23 protein-coding genes and 1 tRNA gene are annotated in these 20963 nt (G+C 39.1%); 16 read left to right on the plus strand and 8 right to left on the minus strand.

All coding sequences use genetic code 11. From position 1 onward, the window contains the following. Positions 1–10 precede the first annotated feature (10 nt). Positions 11–1279, minus strand: coding sequence for a HAMP domain-containing sensor histidine kinase (locus tag HMPREF0014_RS18420; protein ID WP_002051341.1), 1269 nt, complete (start codon positions 1277–1279; stop codon positions 11–13). A gap of 509 nt (positions 1280–1788) precedes the next feature. Further along, positions 1789–1875, minus strand: a tRNA-Leu gene (locus HMPREF0014_RS18425). 182 nt (positions 1876–2057) lie between these two features. On the opposite strand from HMPREF0014_RS18425, the gene queA reads away from it, so the two are divergent. The 7 genes from queA to secF all read left to right on the plus strand — a co-directional run bounded on the left by queA (position 2058) and on the right by secF (position 9663). Beyond that, positions 2058–3095 carry a tRNA preQ1(34) S-adenosylmethionine ribosyltransferase-isomerase QueA gene (gene queA, locus HMPREF0014_RS18430; protein WP_004711935.1) on the plus strand — a complete coding sequence of 346 codons (1038 nt, stop codon included), beginning with the start codon at positions 2058–2060 and terminating at the stop codon, positions 3093–3095. 153 nt (positions 3096–3248) lie between these two features. Then, positions 3249–4277, plus strand: coding sequence for a hypothetical protein (locus tag HMPREF0014_RS18435; RefSeq protein WP_004711934.1), 1029 nt, complete (start codon positions 3249–3251; stop codon positions 4275–4277). Positions 4278–4361: 84 nt separating this feature from the next. Beyond that, positions 4362–4931: a LemA family protein gene (locus HMPREF0014_RS18440; protein ID WP_004711932.1), complete on the plus strand. Its 570-nt coding sequence runs from the start codon at positions 4362–4364 to the stop codon at positions 4929–4931. A 243-nt stretch (positions 4932–5174) separates the two neighbouring features. Continuing rightward, complete coding sequence (tgt, locus tag HMPREF0014_RS18445) at positions 5175–6308, plus strand: tRNA guanosine(34) transglycosylase Tgt (RefSeq protein ID WP_000667232.1); 1134 nt, start codon at positions 5175–5177, stop codon at positions 6306–6308. A gap of 98 nt (positions 6309–6406) precedes the next feature. Next, positions 6407–6736 (plus strand): preprotein translocase subunit YajC, encoded by a 330-nt coding sequence (gene yajC, locus HMPREF0014_RS18450; RefSeq protein WP_000051669.1) that lies wholly within the window; start codon positions 6407–6409, stop codon positions 6734–6736. Positions 6737–6787: 51 nt separating this feature from the next. Beyond that, positions 6788–8689 (plus strand): protein translocase subunit SecD, encoded by a 1902-nt coding sequence (gene secD, locus HMPREF0014_RS18455; RefSeq protein WP_004711928.1) that lies wholly within the window; start codon positions 6788–6790, stop codon positions 8687–8689. A gap of 8 nt (positions 8690–8697) precedes the next feature. After that, positions 8698–9663: a protein translocase subunit SecF gene (gene secF, locus HMPREF0014_RS18460; protein ID WP_006580293.1), complete on the plus strand. Its 966-nt coding sequence runs from the start codon at positions 8698–8700 to the stop codon at positions 9661–9663. A gap of 65 nt (positions 9664–9728) precedes the next feature. Here secF and coaBC read toward each other — a convergent pair whose 3' ends face one another. Continuing rightward, positions 9729–10982 (minus strand): bifunctional phosphopantothenoylcysteine decarboxylase/phosphopantothenate--cysteine ligase CoaBC, encoded by a 1254-nt coding sequence (gene coaBC, locus HMPREF0014_RS18465; protein WP_004711924.1) that lies wholly within the window; start codon positions 10980–10982, stop codon positions 9729–9731. Between the two features lie 100 nt (positions 10983–11082). On the opposite strand from coaBC, the gene radC reads away from it, so the two are divergent. Both radC and HMPREF0014_RS18475 read left to right on the plus strand, forming a co-directional pair. After that, a complete protein-coding gene (gene radC, locus HMPREF0014_RS18470; RefSeq protein ID WP_082187630.1) occupies positions 11083–11802 on the plus strand; it encodes a DNA repair protein RadC in 720 nt (239 codons plus the stop codon). 62 nt (positions 11803–11864) lie between these two features. Next, positions 11865–12776, plus strand: coding sequence for a bestrophin family protein (locus HMPREF0014_RS18475; RefSeq protein WP_004711921.1), 912 nt, complete (start codon positions 11865–11867; stop codon positions 12774–12776). A gap of 7 nt (positions 12777–12783) precedes the next feature. Here the strand turns inward: HMPREF0014_RS18475 and HMPREF0014_RS18480 are convergent, their stop codons facing one another. Continuing rightward, positions 12784–13635, minus strand: coding sequence for a PHP domain-containing protein (locus tag HMPREF0014_RS18480; protein WP_002051475.1), 852 nt, complete (start codon positions 13633–13635; stop codon positions 12784–12786). Positions 13636–13679: 44 nt separating this feature from the next. On the opposite strand from HMPREF0014_RS18480, the gene HMPREF0014_RS18485 reads away from it, so the two are divergent. The 4 genes from HMPREF0014_RS18485 to mnmC are packed head-to-tail and all read left to right on the plus strand — an operon-like array spanning position 13680 to position 17010. After that, positions 13680–14294: a septation protein IspZ gene (locus tag HMPREF0014_RS18485; protein WP_002051143.1), complete on the plus strand. Its 615-nt coding sequence runs from the start codon at positions 13680–13682 to the stop codon at positions 14292–14294. A gap of 34 nt (positions 14295–14328) precedes the next feature. Beyond that, positions 14329–14631, plus strand: coding sequence for a YciI family protein (locus HMPREF0014_RS18490; RefSeq protein ID WP_002051453.1), 303 nt, complete (start codon positions 14329–14331; stop codon positions 14629–14631). Positions 14632–14635: 4 nt separating this feature from the next. Further along, positions 14636–15115, plus strand: a complete 480-nt coding sequence (locus tag HMPREF0014_RS18495; RefSeq protein ID WP_020992285.1) for a hypothetical protein — start codon at positions 14636–14638, stop codon at positions 15113–15115. A 23-nt stretch (positions 15116–15138) separates the two neighbouring features. After that, a complete protein-coding gene (gene mnmC, locus HMPREF0014_RS18500) occupies positions 15139–17010 on the plus strand; it encodes an FAD-dependent 5-carboxymethylaminomethyl-2-thiouridine(34) oxidoreductase MnmC (protein ID WP_020992286.1) in 1872 nt (623 codons plus the stop codon). 51 nt (positions 17011–17061) lie between these two features. Here the strand turns inward: mnmC and HMPREF0014_RS18505 are convergent, their stop codons facing one another. Next, entirely contained in the window at positions 17062–17376 is a 315-nt protein-coding gene (locus HMPREF0014_RS18505; protein ID WP_002051246.1) for a rhodanese-like domain-containing protein, read from the minus strand. Positions 17377–17467: 91 nt separating this feature from the next. Between HMPREF0014_RS18505 and HMPREF0014_RS18510 the strand changes: the two genes are divergently transcribed. From HMPREF0014_RS18510 to HMPREF0014_RS18520, 3 genes are all read left to right on the plus strand, one after another. Then, positions 17468–17956, plus strand: a complete 489-nt coding sequence (locus tag HMPREF0014_RS18510; RefSeq protein WP_006580288.1) for a YajQ family cyclic di-GMP-binding protein — start codon at positions 17468–17470, stop codon at positions 17954–17956. Between the two features lie 35 nt (positions 17957–17991). Then, positions 17992–18486 carry a DUF4442 domain-containing protein gene (locus HMPREF0014_RS18515; RefSeq protein WP_002051154.1) on the plus strand — a complete coding sequence of 165 codons (495 nt, stop codon included), beginning with the start codon at positions 17992–17994 and terminating at the stop codon, positions 18484–18486. Positions 18487–18561: 75 nt separating this feature from the next. Beyond that, entirely contained in the window at positions 18562–19068 is a 507-nt protein-coding gene (locus HMPREF0014_RS18520) for an ester cyclase (protein WP_002051498.1), read from the plus strand. Positions 19069–19134: 66 nt separating this feature from the next. Here HMPREF0014_RS18520 and HMPREF0014_RS18525 read toward each other — a convergent pair whose 3' ends face one another. Genes HMPREF0014_RS18525 through HMPREF0014_RS18535 form a run of 3 tightly spaced genes read right to left on the minus strand, consistent with a single transcriptional unit; the run spans position 19135 to position 20887 of the window. Continuing rightward, complete coding sequence (locus HMPREF0014_RS18525) at positions 19135–19551, minus strand: acyl-CoA thioesterase (protein ID WP_002051216.1); 417 nt, start codon at positions 19549–19551, stop codon at positions 19135–19137. Position 19552: 1 nt separating this feature from the next. Beyond that, positions 19553–19990 (minus strand): thioredoxin TrxC, encoded by a 438-nt coding sequence (gene trxC / locus HMPREF0014_RS18530; protein WP_002051446.1) that lies wholly within the window; start codon positions 19988–19990, stop codon positions 19553–19555. Next, positions 19991–20887 (minus strand): alpha/beta hydrolase, encoded by an 897-nt coding sequence (locus tag HMPREF0014_RS18535; RefSeq protein WP_004711915.1) that lies wholly within the window; start codon positions 20885–20887, stop codon positions 19991–19993. It abuts the gene before it with no gap. Positions 20888–20963: the final 76 nt, after the last annotated feature.

Raw genomic sequence — 20963 nt, forward strand, 5'->3', positions numbered from 1 at the left:
GGAAAAGGGATTAAACCAATTTTGCTTCAGATGAATCATGATGCTCAATAAGCGTCTCATGACTTTCTTGAGCTGAAGGTAATAAAACTTTAAATGTTGTTCCTACACCTTCTTTGGAACTCACACTAATTTGGCCCTGATTAATCTCAATAAAACGCTTACAGAGACTCAATCCTAAGCCCGCACCTTTTTCCCCTGCAGTACCTTTAAAACTGGCTGTAATGCGTGGGTGAAATAAATTTGCCATTTGTTGTTCGGTCATGCCAAGACCTGTATCACGTACAGTGATTTCGACATTTGTGCCCGCTTGCTTAGCCTCAATGAATACTTTGCCAGAACCATCAACATCAGTAAATTTCAATGCATTTGAGACCAAGTTTTGGATCACCGAAGTCATCATATTGATATCGGCATAGATTTTTAAATCTTCGGAAACCGCATTTACCAATTCAATATTTTTCTTTAAAGCCAACGTATGCAGCACATCACAGACAATATTGCTCACTTGTCTAAGTTTAAAATTAATAGGGTGATAAACAAAACGCCCACCCTCTGCCATCGCCCATGTCAGCAAACTTTCCAGTAAGTTATATGTCGATTGAGAAGTGTCATATAAATAGTCGGCAATATTTTGAATACTCGATTCATCCAGTGTTTCACGCTCTTTAGCCAACACTTCGGAGAAACCTAACAAACCATGAAATGGTGCCCGCAAATCATGTGAAATAATAGAAAAGAACTTTGTTTTACTCGAATTAAGGGCGACTTGTTGCTCATAGAGTTCATTTAATTCTTCATAATTAAATTTCAACTCGATTTGTTGCATAAAACTAGAACAGTAATCGAGCAACAACTGAATTTGATCATTTTCAAAAGTGGTTTCACCGTCATCAAAGAAAACAGCAAACCCCATAGAAGTCTGGTCAGGCTGCACCAAATGGACAGCTAAGGCACGACCACACTCAATATTTAGCTCTTTTAAATAGTTGATTAAATTTTGATAAGAAGGATGATCGTGATGAATCACCTGTTGTTTAGCAAAACATTGTTTTAAGTGTCTTGAAGGTTTAAATGAAATAGCAGTCATGCCTTCAGGACAATGATGCCAGAAATAAGGTTCCTGATTAAAAGTGAGCAAAGCTTTTTGACACTTCAACAGGCGAACACTAAACCGGAAAAATTGCTCAATATAGTTCTGCTCGGCATTTAATCCAAGTAATAGTGATATTCTACAAGCACTTAATTGCTCGACCTGATGTAGTTCTAATCGCTGTGTCATGCCCGCCTCACAGATTTTGTCGTTGTTAGTCGGAACCGCTCTTTGAGAAATGTACTTATAATCATTATGATCTAATACAAACTTTAACACAGTACATTAAAAGAGCAACTTTCTTTTCGAAATAGAAATGTGAAGTTTCAATTAAAGGTTTTCAGATACATAAAGTGGGTATGCTTTAGAAAAATACAACAATTATTTGAAGGTGAGGAGTTGTAAGTAATAAGAAATAGAGATTCAAAAAGGTAAAAATTATCTTAAATCTTCTTATAAGTATTACCGCTTAGCTTCGACTTAAATTTTAGCTTTAATAAATGCATTTCATATTTAAATAAAGTCTTCTTAAATTAAAAAAATCTTTAAGTTATAAATGTATAAAAGATTCAAACCCAACCGTCAGAACTAAAGTAAGTAGTTCACAATTTCTTGAAGTCTATGAACTTTTTTATCCAACAAAAAACCCCTAAGCCGTTAGCTTAGGGGTTTTCTTAGAATCATAAGATTCTGAATCTTGGTCCCGAGGGTCGGACTCGAACCGACACGTCATCTCTGACAGCGGATTTTGAGTCCGCCGCGTCTACCAATTTCACCACCTCGGGAGAGGAAGTATGTTTGTGTTGCGTATATTAGCGCGTTTGTAAAACTTGTCAAACCCTAAGTGAATATTATCGTTCACTTTTAGATCATTTAAACATTTTTCATAATTTAGGGCAGAAGCACAGCCATAAAAAAGCGAAAAAGTTTATACTAGGCCCAATTTTTGCGGTGTTTTTTCCTAAATATGCAACTGTCTGACTTTTCCTTTGAATTACCCGATGAACTTATTGCCCGTTACCCTCTCGAATCACGTAGTGCTTCACGTTTATTGCATTTAGACGCAAAGGGTCAATATCACGATCACATGTTCACAGATATTATCGATCTGTTTGAAGAAGGTGATTTGTTGGTACTCAACGATACCAAGGTCATGAAGGCTCGTCTTAAAGGAAAACGTGCCACAGGTGGGGCTATTGAGATTCTGGTTGAGCGTATGCTGAACCACACCACAGCGTATTGCCATATTAAATCGAGTAACTCGCCTAAAGCAGGAGCTGAGCTTTTTGTCGGTGCAGACAATATTCCTGTAATTGTGCGAGGCCGTCACGAAAACTTATTTGTCGTTGAGTTTTCACAGCCAATTTTACCTGTACTTGAGCAATATGGTCAGTTACCTATTCCGCCTTACTTTAACCGTGAAGCAGAAGAAATTGACACTGAACGCTATCAAACGGTCTTCCATAACCCAGAAAAAATTGCCAGTGTGGCTGCACCAACTGCAAGCTTGCACTTTGATGAAGAGTTGTTAGCAAAGTTAGATCAAAAAGGGGTTAAGAAAACGTTTGTGACTCTTCACGTCGGTGCAGGTACTTTTATGCCTGTACGCACTGATGACATTACCAACCATGTCATGCACAGTGAATGGTGTGATGTTCCTCAAGAAACCATTGATTTAATTTTAGCGACTAAAGCACGTGGCAATAAAGTAATTGCTGTTGGTACAACCGCAACGCGTGCATTAGAAAGTGCAGCCCAAGCGCATGGCGGAAAAATCGCAGCATGGACTGGTGATACGCAAATCTTTATTTATCCGGGTTATGAGTTCTGTATCGTAGATCGTTTAATTACCAACTTCCATTTACCTGAGTCTACCCTGCTCATGTTAGTTTCAGCATTGTCAAATAGAGACAATATTTTGGCTGCTTACGAACATGCAGTTAAAGACCGCTATCGCTTCTTTAGTTATGGCGATGCAATGCTGATTGATAAATTAGAAGTTTAAAAATTAAAGCTGGGTTAAATCTTATTAGTTAATTTGAGGTCTAACCCAGTATCTATAATTAAAATAAAAATAGTCTTGGTATTTCTATTTATCTCTTTCAATTTAAAGGATAGTCTAGGTTTAGCACTTTATGATAATCATCTCATTACCTTCATGCCAATTGATACCGTACAACAAGCACTTCATATAAGACGTAAAAAAAATACACAGGTCTTTCGTAATATTGCTCGACTTTGGGATGCGGGACAAAAGTCACAAACAGATCAAGAACTCTTAAATGCATTACATCCATGGCGTGAAGATCATAACCTGCGTTTTGTTAATGTATTACCGCATTTGTTAGGTATTTGCAGTATTACGACTTTATTATTTGGATACTTTCTTCATCCTCATATTCAATATATTTGGAGTCTGTTATGGGCATTTTTAACGGGTTTTCTGGCCTATTTGCTCTATGAACCGCAAAAACCTCTAGCCGAAGTCATTCACTATTTAGAAAAGCGTATGACTGCTTTACGTTATGGCCTACAGTTTCAACATTTACCAGCTTATCTTCCTATTCAAGCCCAACCCATTTTAGTCTTAAGCAGACTAAAGCAATATTTCCCATTGTTTAATCGAGGCAATGAAGCGAATGAAATTACAGAGTTTGCTTCAGTGACATGGAATGATGGCATTACAGATCATCAAGTCCTGCTATTTAAATACCACTATGTAAATAATTTACCTATTCTTCAAGATCAAAACAGCGATAAAAAAATAGTAAAAGAGATTCATAAAGACTTATGGGGTGCTTTTATTTTTCAGATGCCAGCCTTAGGTATTGCTGTAAGTAATCAACGTTCTCGCTTTTTTGCACCCTACTTAAGCGAATGGCAAAGTACTGATATTCTGATTAACCAAAAGCTCAATATCTTCGGTACTGATCAACATCAATTAGCTAAAGAAATTAGTCCAAGTTTAACTTTAAAACTTCATGATTTTTTTCAACATTTTACCGGTGATTTAATTTATCATCATGAAGAGCAAATATTATGTTATCTCGGTGAGCAAGATCTTTTTCAAACCACCAGCAAACGTAGTGAAATTCATGATATTCCAGCATTACGTGGACATTTACGTACCATGACCATGCCGCAATATGAAAAATTTCAACAATTAATGCTTAATTTAATTAAATAAATCTCTCGTAGTGCCCAACTGGCAACTTATAAAAAATAAGAAGTTAAAAGGTTCAATGAGAGAATAAAAATAAGAGGAGTGAAAATGAAAGGTTTATTCATTTTCTTGGGGATATTCGTTGTACTGATTGCATGGGGCATTCACATTCGTAACAGCATTGTGCGTTATTTTAACGCGACCAAACGCGCTTGGGCTGAGGTTGCAAATTTCGAACGCCAAAAAGTAAAAACACTTGAAGCATTAGAAACTACTCTCAATCAATATACTCAGTTCGAGAAGTCGACTCTAGAAAAAGTGACTGCCTTACGTCAGCAAATTCTCAGTTTAAATGTCGATCATACTGATATTGCTCAATTACAGCAGATTGAAAAAATGAGCAAAGAGCTGATCCGCAGCCTAAATGTTATAGTTGAAAACTATCCTGAATTAAAAGCAGATACACTCTATAGTAAAATGATGGATGATATTCAGGAACAAAACGAAAATGTTGGCGCTGCAATCAGCATTTTTAACCGCAATGTCGAAGTATTTAACAACCAGATTGAAGTATTTCCAAATAATCTGATTAATACGATGACTTTATCTAAAAAAGCAATTCGTCCTTTTCGCGATAATTTGGCTACAGACAATTTTGACTACAAACCTAACTTTTAGTCTTAATAAAAAAGTGGCCATTCAATCGGGAAATTGACCTATTTTATAGCCAGCTACATTTAGTAGTAGAACTACGTCGCAGAATCAAGGAAAATAGCCCTCTTATTTTTAGGGCTATTTGTGTTTTTAAATTGGTCTTCCTGTTTAAAAACTCCTCATATTACAGCCCCTATTTAGCAGCGAACTGTTTTTTCGCCCTTGCACTGCCCTGCGGCATTGCTTGCTATTGTTCAGGATTTTTAGATGAAGTTTGAAAAATTAGGTCAGTCGGGTCGTGCCCGTCGTGGTCGTTTAACTTTAGAACATGGTGTTGTTGAAACACCTGTTTTTATGCCAGTGGGGACTTACGGTACAGTCAAAGGTATGTTGCCGCGTGATATCGAAGATATTCAGGCACAAATTATTTTAGGTAATACTTTCCATTTATATTTGCGTCCGGGCCTTGAAGTAATCAAGCAACACGGCGGATTACATGACTTTATTAAATGGAATAAGCCAATTTTAACTGACTCTGGCGGCTTCCAAGTATTTAGTCTTGGCGCTATGCGTAAAATTAAGGAAGAAGGTGTTACTTTCCGTTCCCCGATCGATGGTTCAAAAGTGTTTTTATCGCCTGAAATTTCAATGGAAATTCAGCATGTATTGAACTCTGACATCGTCATGATTTTTGATGAATGTACACCGTACCCTGCAACACATGAAGAAGCACAAAAATCATTACAGCTTTCTTTGCGCTGGGCAAAACGTTGTAAAACGCATCACCACGATGAGCTTAAAAATAAAAATGCCTTATTCGGCATTATTCAGGGCGGTATGTATGAAGACTTACGTGATGAGTCTTTAAATGGCCTTCTTGAAGTTGGTTTCGATGGTTATGCAATTGGCGGTTTATCTGTAGGCGAACCAAAAGAAGAGATGATCAAAGTTTTAGATTATCTTCCAAACAAAATGCCACATGACAAGCCACGCTACTTAATGGGCGTAGGTAAACCTGAAGATATCGTTGAAGCGGTGCGCCGTGGTGTCGATATGTTTGACTGCGTAATGCCAACACGTAATGCACGTAATGGTCATTATTTTGTCACTGATGGTCTGGTACGTATTCGTAATAGTAAATATCGCCATGACCAAGGACCACTTGACCCACACTGCGATTGCTACACATGTAAGAACTTTACCCGTGCTTATCTGTTCCACCTTGAAAAATGTGGAGAGATGTTGGCGTCTATGCTCGGTACTATTCATAACTTACGTTATTACCAACGTTTAACTGAAGGTATGCGTGACGCATTAGATAATGGCACTTTTGATGAATTTGTTCAGGACTTTTATGCCCGCCGTGGATTAGAAGTTCCACCTTGCCCTGTCGATGAATAAGTGAGATTTGCGCTCAACCTCAAGACAAGGTAAATTGCAAAACGAATTAGGATTATGTCAGATATCTGACTCATATTTTTTAACTTTAGGAAATTAAAATGAGCTTGTTCATTTCTACTGCACATGCAGCTCCAGCAGCAGCCCAAAGCCCTGGTCTTTTGCCAAACATTTTGATGATTGTTGTATTCGTTGCAATCTTCTATTTCTTAATCTGGCGCCCTCAAGCAAAACGCGCAAAAGAACACCGTTCTTTAATCGAAAGCTTAGGTGTAGGTAGCGAAGTTGTTTTTGCTGGCGGTTTAATGGGCAAAGTAACCAAACTTGAAGGTGACTATGCGGTTGTTGAACTTAACCGTGGTGTAGAAGTAAAAATTCAGCGTGCCAGCGTAATTTCTGTATTACCTGAAGGCACTCTAAATAACCTTTAATCATAAAACAGTCGTGCTTTAGCACGGCTTTTTCATTTAAGAAGAAAGCGAATGCGTTACCCTGCATGGAAATATTTACTGATTCTGGTTGTTCTGGTAGTCAGTACATTATACGCACTGCCTAGTCTATATCCGGATGAGCCCGCAGTTCAAATTTCCGGTGCCAAAGCTGGTACCCAAATTGATCAAAGTGTGGTGCAAAAAGCAGAGCAAATTTTAAAAACAGCAAATATTGCAAGCCACGATAATACTTTTACAAATAATGCTGCTCTCTTGCGTGTCAGCTCTTCTGAAGCGCAGTTAAAAGCAAAAGAAGTATTACGCCGTGACTTAGGTGATCAATACGTTGTTGCCCTAAACCTTGCACCAACTACACCAGAATGGTTGCAAAAAATTGGGGCTAAACCAATGAAACTTGGTTTGGACTTACGTGGTGGTGTTCACTTCTTGCTAGAAGTAGATATGGACAAAGCCATTTCCCAACGTATGGAAACCTCTGCAACTGATTTGCGTCGTCAGTTCCGTGAAAACAAAATTAAATTTAACAACCTTGCGTTAAATAATAATGTGATCACTGTTCAATTTGCTGACAATGCTGATCGTGATGCAGCAATGGATTTTTTACGCCGTAATGGTAATGAATATACCCAACAGGCATTAGCGAGCGCGACAGGTTCGACCTTAAAACTCACTTATACTGATGTACGTCGTCAAGAAATTCAGGCATATGCAGTCAATCAGAACTTAACAACACTACGTAACCGTATTAACGAACTTGGTGTTGCAGAAGCATTAGTACAAAGTCAGGGTAGCAACCGTATTGTCGTTGAATTACCGGGTGTTCAAGATACAGCAGAAGCTAAACGCGTTTTAGGACGTACTGCTAACCTCGAATTCCGTTTGGTATCTGACTTAAATGATCAATATATTGACCCATATACGGGTAAATATAACGGTCAACCTTTACCTCCGGGTACAGAAGTTTTCGCTTATCAATCTTTAGATAGCGGTCGTCAACTTCTGTTGCAACGTAACCGTATCTTGACTGGTGAACGTGTTCAAAATGCAAGTTCTGGCTTTAGCCAAGACTCTGGCGGTGCCGAAGTAAATATTACGCTCGACAGTGCTGGTGGTAAGCTCATGTCAGATGCAACCCGTAATGCTGTTGGTAAACGCATGGCGGTATTGTTCATCGAAAACAAGCAAAAGATTAGTTACGTTACAGATCCAAAAACTGGTGCTCAAACAGAAGTTCGTACACCATATACCGAATCTGTCGTCATTAATGCTGCAACAGTTCAAGCTGTTTTAGGTTCAACTTTCCGTATTACCGGTTTAAGTTCACCTCAAGAAGCATCTGAACTTGCATTGATGCTACGCGCTGGTGCTTTAGCTGCGCCAATGTACTTCGTTGAAGAACGTGTGGTGGGGCCAAGCCTTGGTCAAGAAAACATTGATAAAGGTGTACTCTCAACTCAAATCGGTTTCTTGCTCGTTGCAATCTGGATGGTCGTGTTCTTCCGCGTATTCGGCTTGATTGCGAACTTTGCACTTGTATTTAACTTGGCAATGATTTTAACCGTTATGTCTTGGATAGGGGCTTCACTCACCTTACCGGGTATTGCTGGTATCGTTATTACTATTGGTATGGCAGTCGATGCCAACGTACTGATATGTGAGCGTATTCGAGAAGAAATGCTCTGGGGTGCCTCACCCAAACAGGCCATTGTGGCAGGTTATGATCGAGCCTATAACACGATCTTTGACTCGAACTTAACTACGTTCCTCGTTGCATTCATTCTGTTTGCAATTGGTACAGGTCCGATTAAAGGTTTCGCCGTAACATTAATGATTGGTATCGTATGTTCGATGTTTACTGCAATTACAGTAACACGCGCAATTGTACAAATCATTTATGGCAAACGCCGTAATTTGAAAAAGTTGAGCATTTAAGGAGATCTATGATGACTAAAGTGACTCAACAGCCTTCAAAACAATATGGTCGTCCGGATGATGCAAAAATCATCCCGTTTATGAAGATTGCTAAACCAGCAGCAATCTTCTCGATCCTTATTACTTTAGCGAGTATTTTCTTTATCGCGACTAAAGGTCTTAACTTAGGTTTGGACTTTACAGGCGGTGTTTCTGCCGAACTTAACTATGCGCAACCAGCAAATCAGTCTGAAGTTATTCAGGCTCTCGACAAAGCTGGTTTTAAAGATGCCGTAGTACAAACGCTAGGTAGTAATAAAGACTTACTCGTGCGTATGCCGGTACAAGAAGTTAAGGTTGAAGATCTTAATAACGCGATCACCAAAGCTGTGCAATTACCAAATAACGCTGCCGAAGTTCATAAAGTGGACTCTGTAGGCGGTCAAGTGGGTAATGAGCTTTATGTTCGTTCAGCTGGAGCGGTTGCTCTTGCACTTATCTTAATGTTGATCTACGTGACCATTCGCTTTGAGTTTAAACTCGCGATGGGTGCTGTAATGTCTTTATTCCATGACATCATCATCATTATTGGTGCTTTTGCATTATTCCAATGGCCATTTGACCTTACAGTTTTAGCTGCTGTACTCGCGGTGATTGGTTTCTCGCTTAACGATAACATCGTGGTATCAGACCGTATACGTGAAAACTTCCGTAAAATTCGCGGCGCGACTCCACGTGAAATCGTGGATATTGCCTTAACTGAGACTTTACGTCGTACTATTCATACCTCAATGACATTATTGCTTGTAGTACTTGCAATGATGTTCTTAGGCGGTGATGGCTTACACTGGTTCTCTGTTGCAATGTTTGTAGGTGTCTTTGTCGGTACTTATTCTTCGATTTATATCGGTACAGCATTTGCATTGTGGCGTGGTCTTAACCGTCAGGACTTTATCGTTCAGGTTAAACCTGAATTTGAAGATGAAATTCCTTGATTGTCTAAATAAGACTATTAAAAAAACCGCGATTTATTCGCGGTTTTTTTTATTTGGTGCAAAAATTATTTACGGCGTAATGCATCCGAAATTGCTTCAACCAATTGTTGAGAAATTTCTTGCTTCGATGCTTTTTCTAACTCACGCTTTTTCATATGGTAGCTTTGGGCAAAGAAAACAGTCATCGCATTTTCATCCGAAGCAAAACCAATATCAGCACGAGAAACATCGTTACACGCAATCATATCTAGTTTTTTAGCAACCAGTTTACCCGCTGCATATTCTTCAACATTTTGCGTTTCGGCAGCAAAACCCACCATAAATGGACGTTTTTCCTGAGCGGCAATAGTTGCCACAATATCCGGATTTTTTACAAGGGAAACATTCAGCTCATCCCCTGCTTTCTTAATCTTGTGCTCAGCCACTTCAGCAACGCGATAATCAGCTACTGCCGCTGTAGCAATGAAAATGTCACATCCGGTCTCAAGTGAACTCATGCTGACATCTAACATTTGTCGTGCAGATGCAACATTTACACGTTGAACACCATTTGGCGTATCTAAACTTACAGGACCAGCAATTAAAGTCACTTTTGCGCCCGCCGCATAACATGCAGCCGCTAAAGCAAAGCCCATTTTTCCAGTACTATGGTTTGAAATATAACGAACAGGATCAATCGCTTCACGTGTTGGTCCAGCAGTAATCACAACTCGCTTACCAGCCAACAAACCAAATTTTTCAGCAATCGCACGTTGGGCTTGATGGAAATAACCCGCCACTTGCCTTGCAATTTCTTCCGGTTCTGGCATACGACCTAAACCAACATCTCCACAAGCCTGTTCACCTGAATCTGGCATAATCACATGTACGCCATCTTCAACCAGAGTTTGCAAATTACGCTGGGTTGCTTTTGCAGCCCACATTTGCTGGTTCATTGCTGGTGCAACCCACACAGGTGCTTTAGTTGCTAAAAATAAAGTACTCAGTAAGTCATCTGCCAAACCATTAGCAAACTTAGCCAGCGTGTCACAGCTTGCCGGAGCAACCAGTAACAAATCAGCCCAACGAGCCAATTCAATATGGCCCATTCCAGCTTCAGCTTCTGGGTCTAAAAGCTCGGTATGTACAGGATTTCCAGAAAGAGCCTGAAACGTTAGAGGGGTAATAAATGCTTGAGCTCCGTGTGTCATCACAACCCGAACGTCAAAACCATAATCTTTAAGACGACGGACCAAAATGGCACTCTTATAGGCAGCAATCCCACCTGTAACAGCTAAAACAATGTTTTTATGAGGAATAACACTTAAATCAAAGCTCACGAACAGGATACCTTTCTGTTGCAGTGGCGCTCACAATAGCATTAAATACGCGCAGACCCAAGATTGATTGGGCAAACAAAATAAATTTTTAAGCAGAATATTGCTGGGGAATATGAATACTTCTATTAAAAATTGGCCAGAACAAGAACGGCCAAGAGAACGGTTATTACAACAAGGCCCTCAAAGTCTCTCTGACTCTGAATTACTCGCGATCTTTCTTCGCTCAGGTTCACGTCAACATTCGGCTGTTGAACTCGCCCGCTTACTGATTCAACAATTCGGAAGCCTCAATGCTGTTTTCGATGCTTCTTTCAATGAATTAGCTCAATTTAATGGTATTGGAGCTACGAAGTATTCCCAATTATTGGCCGTAAAAGAACTTGGACGGCGTTATCTCGACTATCATTTTAGTCAAACTGAACTAAGCCTTCATTCATCTCATTTAGTTCTAGATTATCTGCGTTATGAGTTAAAAGGTGAAAAACAGGAAGTCTTTGCGGTACTTTGCTTAGATGCCGAGTTGAGAAAAATACATTTTAAAAAGTTATTTTTTGGTTCAGTTCAACACTGCGCCGTTTCAGTGAATCAAACCTTACGTTATGCTTTACAACAGCATGCTTGCCAATTGGTAATCGCACATAACCATACTTTTGGTTCCGCACAGCCCTCTCGCGAAGATATTAAACTCACAAAGCAACTTGAACAGGCCTGTCAGCTTTTAGAAATTCGTCTACTGGACCATTTTATTATCTCGCCAGAAGGTAGCTTTTCATTTGCTGAACAACAACTGCTCAACCCTACTTCAATAGCCGTTCAATGATATTGACAAAGCATCACTAAGCTTAGAATATCAAAAACAAAAATAGCGACGTTTAAAATAAAATGATTGTTCGTGAACAGCCCAGTATTTTTAAAGTTTTATTCTCTTGGCGAGGGACGATATTACCAAAAATTTTGCCCTCTTTAGGGGTGGTAATGCTGATTTCGGCAATCATTGGTGGGGTTGAATATATTAATCTCTACCGTTTTCCAGAAATTCCTTTAGTTGGCTTCACCTTAATTGGCGTTGTACTTTCTATTTTTTTAGGCTTTAAAAATACGGCGTGTTATGACCGGTGGTGGGAAGCACGGAAACTATGGGGTGTACTCATTGCGACTTCACGTCACTTTGACCGCGACTGTCGTATTTTAACTCAAGCCCGTCGTGAACGAGTCATTCATCACGTTATTGTGTTTGCAAATGTGTTACGTGACCGTTTACGCCGCCAAACGGCCAACCCAACCGAGTTAATACAAACCAGTGGTATGAGTCAACAAGCATTGACTCAGCTATACCAACAAAATAATGCGCCGCAATATACGCTCAGTCTTATTCAATGGGAGTTATTACAAGCGCTTAAAGAAGGTGAAATCTCAGATATTATTTATGCTCAAATGAATAAAAATGTTGCAGATTTAAGTGTTGTACAGACTGGCTGTGACCGTATTGCAAATACTCCTATTCCTTTTGCTTATTCAGTCTTGCTCAACCGCACTGTTTACTTTTTCTGTTTTATGTTGCCATTTAGCTTAGGTTCTTTGCTTGGCTTAGCAACCCCTTTACTGGTTGGAATTTTGGCATATACCTTCTTAGGTCTAGATGCTCTAAGCTCTGAAATTGAAGAACCTTTTGGTACTCAAAGTAATGATTTACCATTAGATGCAATGGTCCGGAGTATCGAAATTGAACTTTTAGGAACGCTGGGTAAACCAACACCTCCTCCAATTCAAGCTCAAGATAACAACTTACTCTAGGACATTATTAGAGAAAACGTTCCCAAATACCCAACTGATCACTTTTTGGCTTAGGCGTATTACCTAATTTAATCCATGGCATATTTTCACCATGAAAATCACTGCCAATTGAAACCGCCAGATGATGCTGATCAATCATACGATCAATCATTTGGCGAGTAGATAAAGGATCTACAGGTGGCGGCAACTCTACGGCGTCGCCACCACAACTCGCAAATAACTCAATCAAATAGCGTGTATTAGTTGCAGATAAATCATAACGAGTTGGATGAGCTAAAACTGCCAAGCCTTTACTATTATGAATAACCTCTATCGTTTCTTTTAAGCCCAAGCCTTCAAACTTTACAAAAGCACGCTTACCTTCTTTTAAAAAACGGTCAAAAGCTTGTTGAGGACGACTCACTACATTCTTTTCAACTAAGGTTTTGGCAATGTGTGTTCTGGTAATACGGTCTGGTTGATTTTCAACTTTATCAAGCACATCCTGATAAATATCAAAGCCAATACACTTTTTTAATAGTTCACAAATAACTTCTGCTCTTTGTGCTCTAATTCTTTTTTGTTGTTCTAATGCTTCCAAAATTGGTGCTTCATCTTGCATGTTTAAAGCCACAATATGCACGCCATAGCTTTTTTTTGTGCTTGGTCTAGACCATTGGCTTGAGATCTCGACACCAGAAATAATTTTTAAATCATGGGCTTGTGCTGCTTTCTTTGCACGCTGCAAGCCATCCATTGTATCGTGATCAGTAAGCGCCAAGGTATGCAACTTCACATCCACAGCAGCTTGCACCAGCAATTCCGGAGACAAAGTTCCATCAGAAATATTGCTATGTGTATGTAAATCTATGCCTTGCATCTTTTATACTATGCCATTCACCAAACCTGATCAGATACTCTAACATGAAAGCACTTCTGGACTTTGTTCCATTAATTATTTTCTTCTATTTATATAAAACCGTTGATCCTGCGAATGCTCATCACCCGTTGCTAAAATTGATCGGTTCCGCTGGCGGTGTAAATAACAATAATATTCTGGTCGCTACAACAGGCTTAATTATTTCAATGCTTATCGTGTATGGTGCTTTGTTCATCATTCAAAAATTCCGCCTAGATAAACAGCAGTGGATTGTACTGTTTATGACAGTTATTTTTGGTGGCATTACACTCATGTTAAGCGATGATTTTTATATTCGTTTAAAAGCTGCAATTTTGAACTTAGTATTTGCTGGTGCTTTCTTAGTTTCACCTTGGTTTGGTAAGGAACGTAAACCTCTCATTAAACGTTTATTCGATCCAATTTTAGAGCTAAGTGAAAAAGGTTGGAAAAATTTAAATTTCGCTTGGGCAGCTATGTTTGTCGTCATGTCCGGTTTACATATCTTCTTCGCGTTTTTATTTCATGGCGGAAAATATTGGGGTGAATTTACGGCATTTGGTGACATGATCGTCATGTTTTCATTTATCATTATTCAGTTCATTATTTTACGCAAACATTTTAAGTCAACAGATGCTTAATGTGATTTCGGTTTGATTATAGAGATACGATGACATGCCTTTTTTTGTTCTAAGCTGTACCGATAACGAAGGAACTCTAGAGAAACGTTTAGCAGTACGCCCTCAACATATCGAACGTTTACAAAAACTTGATGATGAAGGTCGTCTTGTTGCCGCTGGAGCTATGCCAAAAGATCCGAATGATCCACAGGCTGGTTTTTACGGTAGTACTATGATTGTAGAGTTTGATAGCCGTGAAGCTTTAGATGAATGGTTAAAAGAAGAACCATTTTTGAAAGAAGGCATTTATAGCCATATTGATGTCAAACCGTTTAATAAAGCATTTCCAAAAGGGTAAACGCATGCAGTTTGCAACCAAAAGCTTTCTTGGCTTGTGTTTGATATGTTCAACTGCCGGAGCAGTTGAACCTGCTGCGACGCCAGCAACACCGTCTACTGTGCCTTCAACTCAGGCGCCTAAACCAGCGCCTACTTCTGCAACTGTAGCCAAACCGACCGCTACAACGGCGGCAACTACATCACAGCCACTTACCGCAGAACAAATCGCAAAAAATAAGCAACAGCAAGATGCAAAAATCAAAGCTTTAGTTCAAGATCAGGCATCTCGTCTTAAACAGCTAGAACATGCAAATCTTGAAGCACTTGCACAAAACCAAGAGTTACAGCTAAAGAACGATAACTTGTCTGTTCAGGTACAAGTTTTACAAAGTGAACGTAGTGCTCAAATGTTCTTATATGGCGCAGTAACACTAGCAGGCGGCGTACTACTTGGTTTCTTTATCGCTAGTTATGTTTACACCAAACGTCGTCGTCAGTGGTAATTCTGAGCGACTTATTAAACCGAATGAACAAATCAAACCGTATACAAACTGCTGAGCTGGATTGGGAATCTATTGATGGTATTGAGGTTCCCATTTCCAAACAATTTGGTGATGTCTATTTTTCTAAAGATAATGGTCTGCTCGAAACAAGACATGTATTTTTAAATGGCAATGACCTATCAGAACGATTAGCTAATTTACAAGACTTTGAATATTTTAGTGTAGGAGAAACCGGGTTTGGTACCGGTTTAAATATTCTTGCACTCTGGCAGCTTTGGCAGCAGGTCCGTCCCAATAACCACAGCCATTTACATGCAATTAGCGTAGAAAAATTTCCTTTAAGTAAAGCAGATCTCATCCGCGCACTCGATGTATGGGATGAACTTAAGCCACTTGCGAAACAACTTATTGAACAATATCCCTTGCCTATCGCAGGTTGCCATCGTTTAAATTTTCCAGAAGAACGTTTTAGCATCGATCTATGGCTAGGAGATGCGCAAGATATTTTTCCAAGTATGGTAAAAACGAAAGCAGTGAATGCTTGGTTCCTAGATGGATTTGCACCTTCGTGTAATCCAGATATGTGGGAACAAAACGTTTTAAACAATATTGTACGTCTTTCTGACTATGGCACTACCTTTGCCTCGTTTAGTGTAGCTGGTATTCTCAAACGTGGACTAAAAGCTCATGGCATTGATATTTCACGTCCTCGCGGTTTCGGTCATAAACGTGAAATGCTTAAAGCAGTTTGGGAAGCACCTTTAAGTGAAGACACTGCACTAGAACCAGATAACCATACTTTCAATTTTACACAGCAGCATATCGCCGTGATTGGCGCAGGGATTGCTGGTTTAAGCACAGCTTGGGCATTTGCCGAACGTGGGCATCAAGTTACCCTATTCGAGCGTACAGCGCCTTTAGCAGGGGCTTCTGGCAACCCTTTAGCACTGCTCAATCCTAAATTATGCCCAATTGAACAAAGTCATGAACATCTAATGACTTTAAGCTGGCAACATGCGTTGAATTTCTATAAAAACTTTCAAGCATTTCGCCCAATTCAAATACAGCAAATGGCATTAAAAAATGCCCAAGATCTTCTCGATCTTGCTGATCAATATCCTGCTGATATTGTTACACATCAAACAAGCTCACTTGAATCGGACTATCCACACATTGTATTAAGTGAGGCCGGAGCAGTTTCTCCACACCAGTTACGTGATGAAATTTTGCAGCATTCAGGTATTGAGTTAAAAATTGCCAATATCACAGCACTTGTTTCTTTTGAAAATAAAGTTCAATTAAAAACGAATGACGAAATCATTGCAGAGGCAGATCATGTTGTGGTGTGCTGTGCCCGAGAAAGTGCCGCTTTATTTGAGAACTATCCCCCTTTAAAGCCAATACGTGGACAAGTGAGCTGGGTTGATAATTCTTTTGGACCTCTACCTTTGCATGAAGCGTATAGCTATGGTGGCTACTGCATGCAGCTTAACTCTTCTCAACTCATTTTAGGAGCATCTTTCTATCCGAACCGAGAAGATCAAGAAGTACAGCTTGACGATCATGTGCATAACTTTGAATTAATCCACAGTGTCTTCCCTACTTATGCAAAACAATTACCACCTGTAGAACAATGGCAAGGTCGGGCAGCTGTGCGTGCTCAAAGTCCAGATTATTTCCCACTTGTAGGCAAAATGCAGAGTGAAAGCCATATTTCTACCTTTGCAGGTCTAGGTTCAAAAGGTTTTTTATTTGCGCCGCTTTGTAGTGAAGTTTTAGTGGCCCAAATTTTAGGTGAAGCTTGTCCTGTTCCAAAAAGCCTATTAAAGAAATTAAGTGCCGAGCGCTTTCAAAAGAAAGTTAAACCTAAGAAACCTTATTTCCAATCTCAATAGTGTACTTGAGAAAATTTTGTTCCAATAAAAAAGCACCCGAAGGTGCTTTTTTTATGCGCCCTGCTCTAGAGGTAAACCTGCATCACGAGCTGCACGCGTCCCCCCCATCAGCACGACATATTCACGCGAGGCATCTAAGTCTTCTAGTTTCTCAGCTGCACGAGGAGCTTTGCTACCACCACCACATAAAATATAAATCGGCTGATCCGCAGCGACCTGGTTCAAAATATCAGCATTTAAATCATTAATCGGGCGACTTACCGCACCTTTAACATGCCCTTCTGCATAAGCACTTGAATCACGGACATCCCAGATAACAGCGTTTTCTGGGAACTCAAATGTTGTAATTTCTTGTTTACGGATCATTGTGCACTCCTTTGATGTAAACAACACTTGGCAAATGAAGAAAACCCTCTTAGCATCTCAAATATTCTTTCACTTTGTAAAGGTCTAAACTATGCCTTCTTTCGATATTGTTTCTGAATTAGAGTTATTTGAAGTTAATCATGCGGTTCAAAACACACAAAAAGAGATTGCAACACGCTTTGACTTCCGTGGTCACGATGTTTCTATCGAATTAAATGAAAAAAATAAAGAGATTAAAATCAGCACAGAAAGTGATTTCCAGTGTGAACAAGTTTATAACATGTTAGAAAATCATTTTTATAAACGTAAGATTGATGTGCAGGCACTTGATCCACAAAAAGCTGCTGCGTCAGGTAAAAATTTTGTACAAGTCATTAAGCTTAAAGATGGTCTTGACTCTGATACAGCAAAAAAAATTAATAAAGCCATTAAAGAAAGCGGCATTAAAGTGCAATCTTCTATTCAGGGCGACAAAATCCGTGTAACTGATAAAAAGCGTGACACTTTGCAACAAGTCATGACTTTTTTACGTGAACAACAATTCGGTGTGCCATTACAGTTTAATAACTTTAAAGATTAATATCTTTCAGCGACATTCAAAGTTAAGGTAATCCCATGTCTCAATCCAATCGACTATTAAAACTGGTAAAAGCAACTTCAAAATTTCCTAAAGGTGTTCGAAGTACGCTTTGGAGCAAGGCATTTGGCCGTATTGTGCCAATGGTGGGTACAGCAAATATTCGCTATCTAGAAGTAGATGTAAACCATGTAACTGTTCGCTTAGAGAACCAGAAAAACATGCAGAATCATATTAAAGGTGTACATGCGGCAGCAATGGCACTTTTAGCAGAGACTGCAACAGGTTTTTTAACGGGTTTACATATTCCTGATAACCGCATTTTATTAATCAAATCATTACATGTTGATTATTTAAAAGTTGTTGAAGGTGGTTTGACAGCAACAGCGACTCTCTCTGCAGAACAGCAAAAATATATTGCTGATCATGAGAAAGGTGAACTTGTTATTCCGGTTACCGTTATTGATGATGCGGGTAATGAACCGATTCAATGTCAAATGCTGTGGGCATGGTTACCTAAACGTAAGAAATGATAACTAATCTAAAATATTTTTAGATTGATATTTACCTCAAGATATAAAACTATAACTTTATATCTTGAGGTCACAATGAAAAAAATACTGATCCTATCCTCGTTATTTACCAGTTTTATATTTACAGCTGTGACGACTCACGCTGCCGAACCCACAAATAAAACCAATAAAATTGTTCAAACAAAAACTGAGTCAATCGATAAAATAAGTGCTCAAAATAAAAAAATAGTAGTCGACTTTTATGAAGGTGTGTTTTTAAAACATCAAGTTAAAGAATATGCCGACCGTTATATTGGTCATCAATATATCCAACACAATCCTAATGTTCCTGATGGGAAGGCTCCTTTCGTGAATTTCTTTACTGAGAAATTCCAAAAAAATCCACAAGCAAAAAATGAAATTAAGCGCGCAATCGCTGAAGGTAATCTGGTGGTTTTACACGTCCACTCTACGGAAAATGACAAAGATAGAGGCAGAGCAATTGTTGATATTTTCCGTGTAGAAAATGGAAAAATTGTAGAGCACTGGGATGTTATACAAAACATTCCCGAACAAAGTAAAAACTCTAATACAATGTTTTAGTTTTAAAAATTAAACTATTTATTAAAAAATTAAAGCCTGAATACTGATATTCAGGCTTTAAATGTTTTATTGAGTTTCTAAAAACTTCTGCTTCGCTTCTTCAGGAATTTGTCGCTTATTACCTTTTACATCAACAGCAACAAAGGTAAACACCCCTTCGGTAATACGAATTGGGGCACGAGAATCATCATGACTGTCCCAAACTTCAATTTGCATTTGAATAGAGGTATTACCTACTTTTAAGATTTTGGTATAGCAGCTAATCACAAAGCCTACTTTTACCGGAACCAAAAAGGTCATCTGATTAATGGAAATCGTGGCACAACGTCCACGACTAAAACGCTCAGCGTGAATTGCTCCAGCCAAGTCCATTTGTGACACGATCCACCCACCAAATACATCACCGCTCCAGTTTGTATCTGCTGGCATGGCAATCGTTTGTAAGGATAAAATTCCTTCTGGTTTGGTATAAGCTTCTGACACCTTAGCTCCCGAAATTCGTTTGAAGTTGTTGATCTAGCCACTGCTGCAATTCAGGAGCACGTAATGCGCCGCTCATTCGAGCAACTTCTGTGGTTTTATTCATTAATACAAGGGTAGGAATACTTCTCACATTAAATGCTTGGCTTAAGCGAGGAGATTCTTCAGTATTAATCTTGGCAAAAATAACACGTGGATTCTGTTTTGCTACTTGCGCAAAATGTGGCGCCATCATTTTACAAGGTCCGCACCATTCTGCCCATAAATCTATCAAAATAGGCAGATCACTATTCGTGATATAGTTACTAAAGTTTTGTTCATTTAACTCAATCGGTGCAAGCGGAAGTAATGGCTGATGGCATTGGCCACAACTCGGTTGCGCACTAAGTTTTTCCTCTGGAACTCTATTTTTTGCACCACACGATGCACATACAATAATCATTTACATCACTCCTATATGTTGATGTAAAAATTCTAATTGGGTCGTCACTGCTTTTTCAAACCATGCGCCGTGATAGATATCAAAATGTTTCATATCCCACTCATGATAACTCACAAAAGGAGCAATATTGGTCGCAGCTTCACGACTAGACTCAATTGGAATTAAAGAATCATGCTGAGCAGCAATAAATAAAACTGGGATATTAATCTGACGGACGAGTTGAATTGGACGGTAACGCATCAAATTAAAAAAAACACGCGCAGGGACTTCGCCACTCCAATAATAATCTGGATTCACAATCGACAAATATCCATAGTAACTATCTGCTGTTGGCATAAAACATAATTTAAATTGGTCAACAACAGGTAATCTCTTGGGATTAAGGCCCATCTTAGAGCCCATATAATCTTGGCTCGACAATTTTAAAGCTTGGGGATAACGCTGTAATGGATATAGTTTTGCTGTTTCAGCACCGTCTACATATGGAATTTGTACCATAATGGCCTGAATATTTTTTAATTCAGAAGCTAAACTTAGAGCATATCCACCACTTAAAGATGTTCCCCACAATACAATCCGTCTATTATCGATAAGCTTACAGGTGGAGGCGTATTGAATTATGGTCTTCCAATCCTCTAATTGAGAATTGATAGAAATCATTTCTCGGGGCTTACCTGTACTCCCACCCCAATATCGATAATCAAATAAAATCACAGCATAGCCTGCCTGTGCAAAACGCTGTGCATATTGGATAAGCTTGAATTGACGCAATCCAGCAAAACCATGTGCCATGATAATTACCGCAGATTTATTATTTGTTTTTGGAATATAAAAGTCAGCTGCGATCATTTCCTGATCACATGGAACATATAAAGGCTCAACCGTATAAGCGTGCATTGATCCTAGACAGTATCGTGGACAACAAATCCCTCTAAATTCTTAAAATATTTCTTCTCAAAGGCTTCAGGGCTTA

It is taken from the genome of Acinetobacter sp. RUH 2624, from assembly GCF_000162375.2.
In the GTDB taxonomy this organism is placed as follows: domain Bacteria; phylum Pseudomonadota; class Gammaproteobacteria; order Pseudomonadales; family Moraxellaceae; genus Acinetobacter; species Acinetobacter nosocomialis.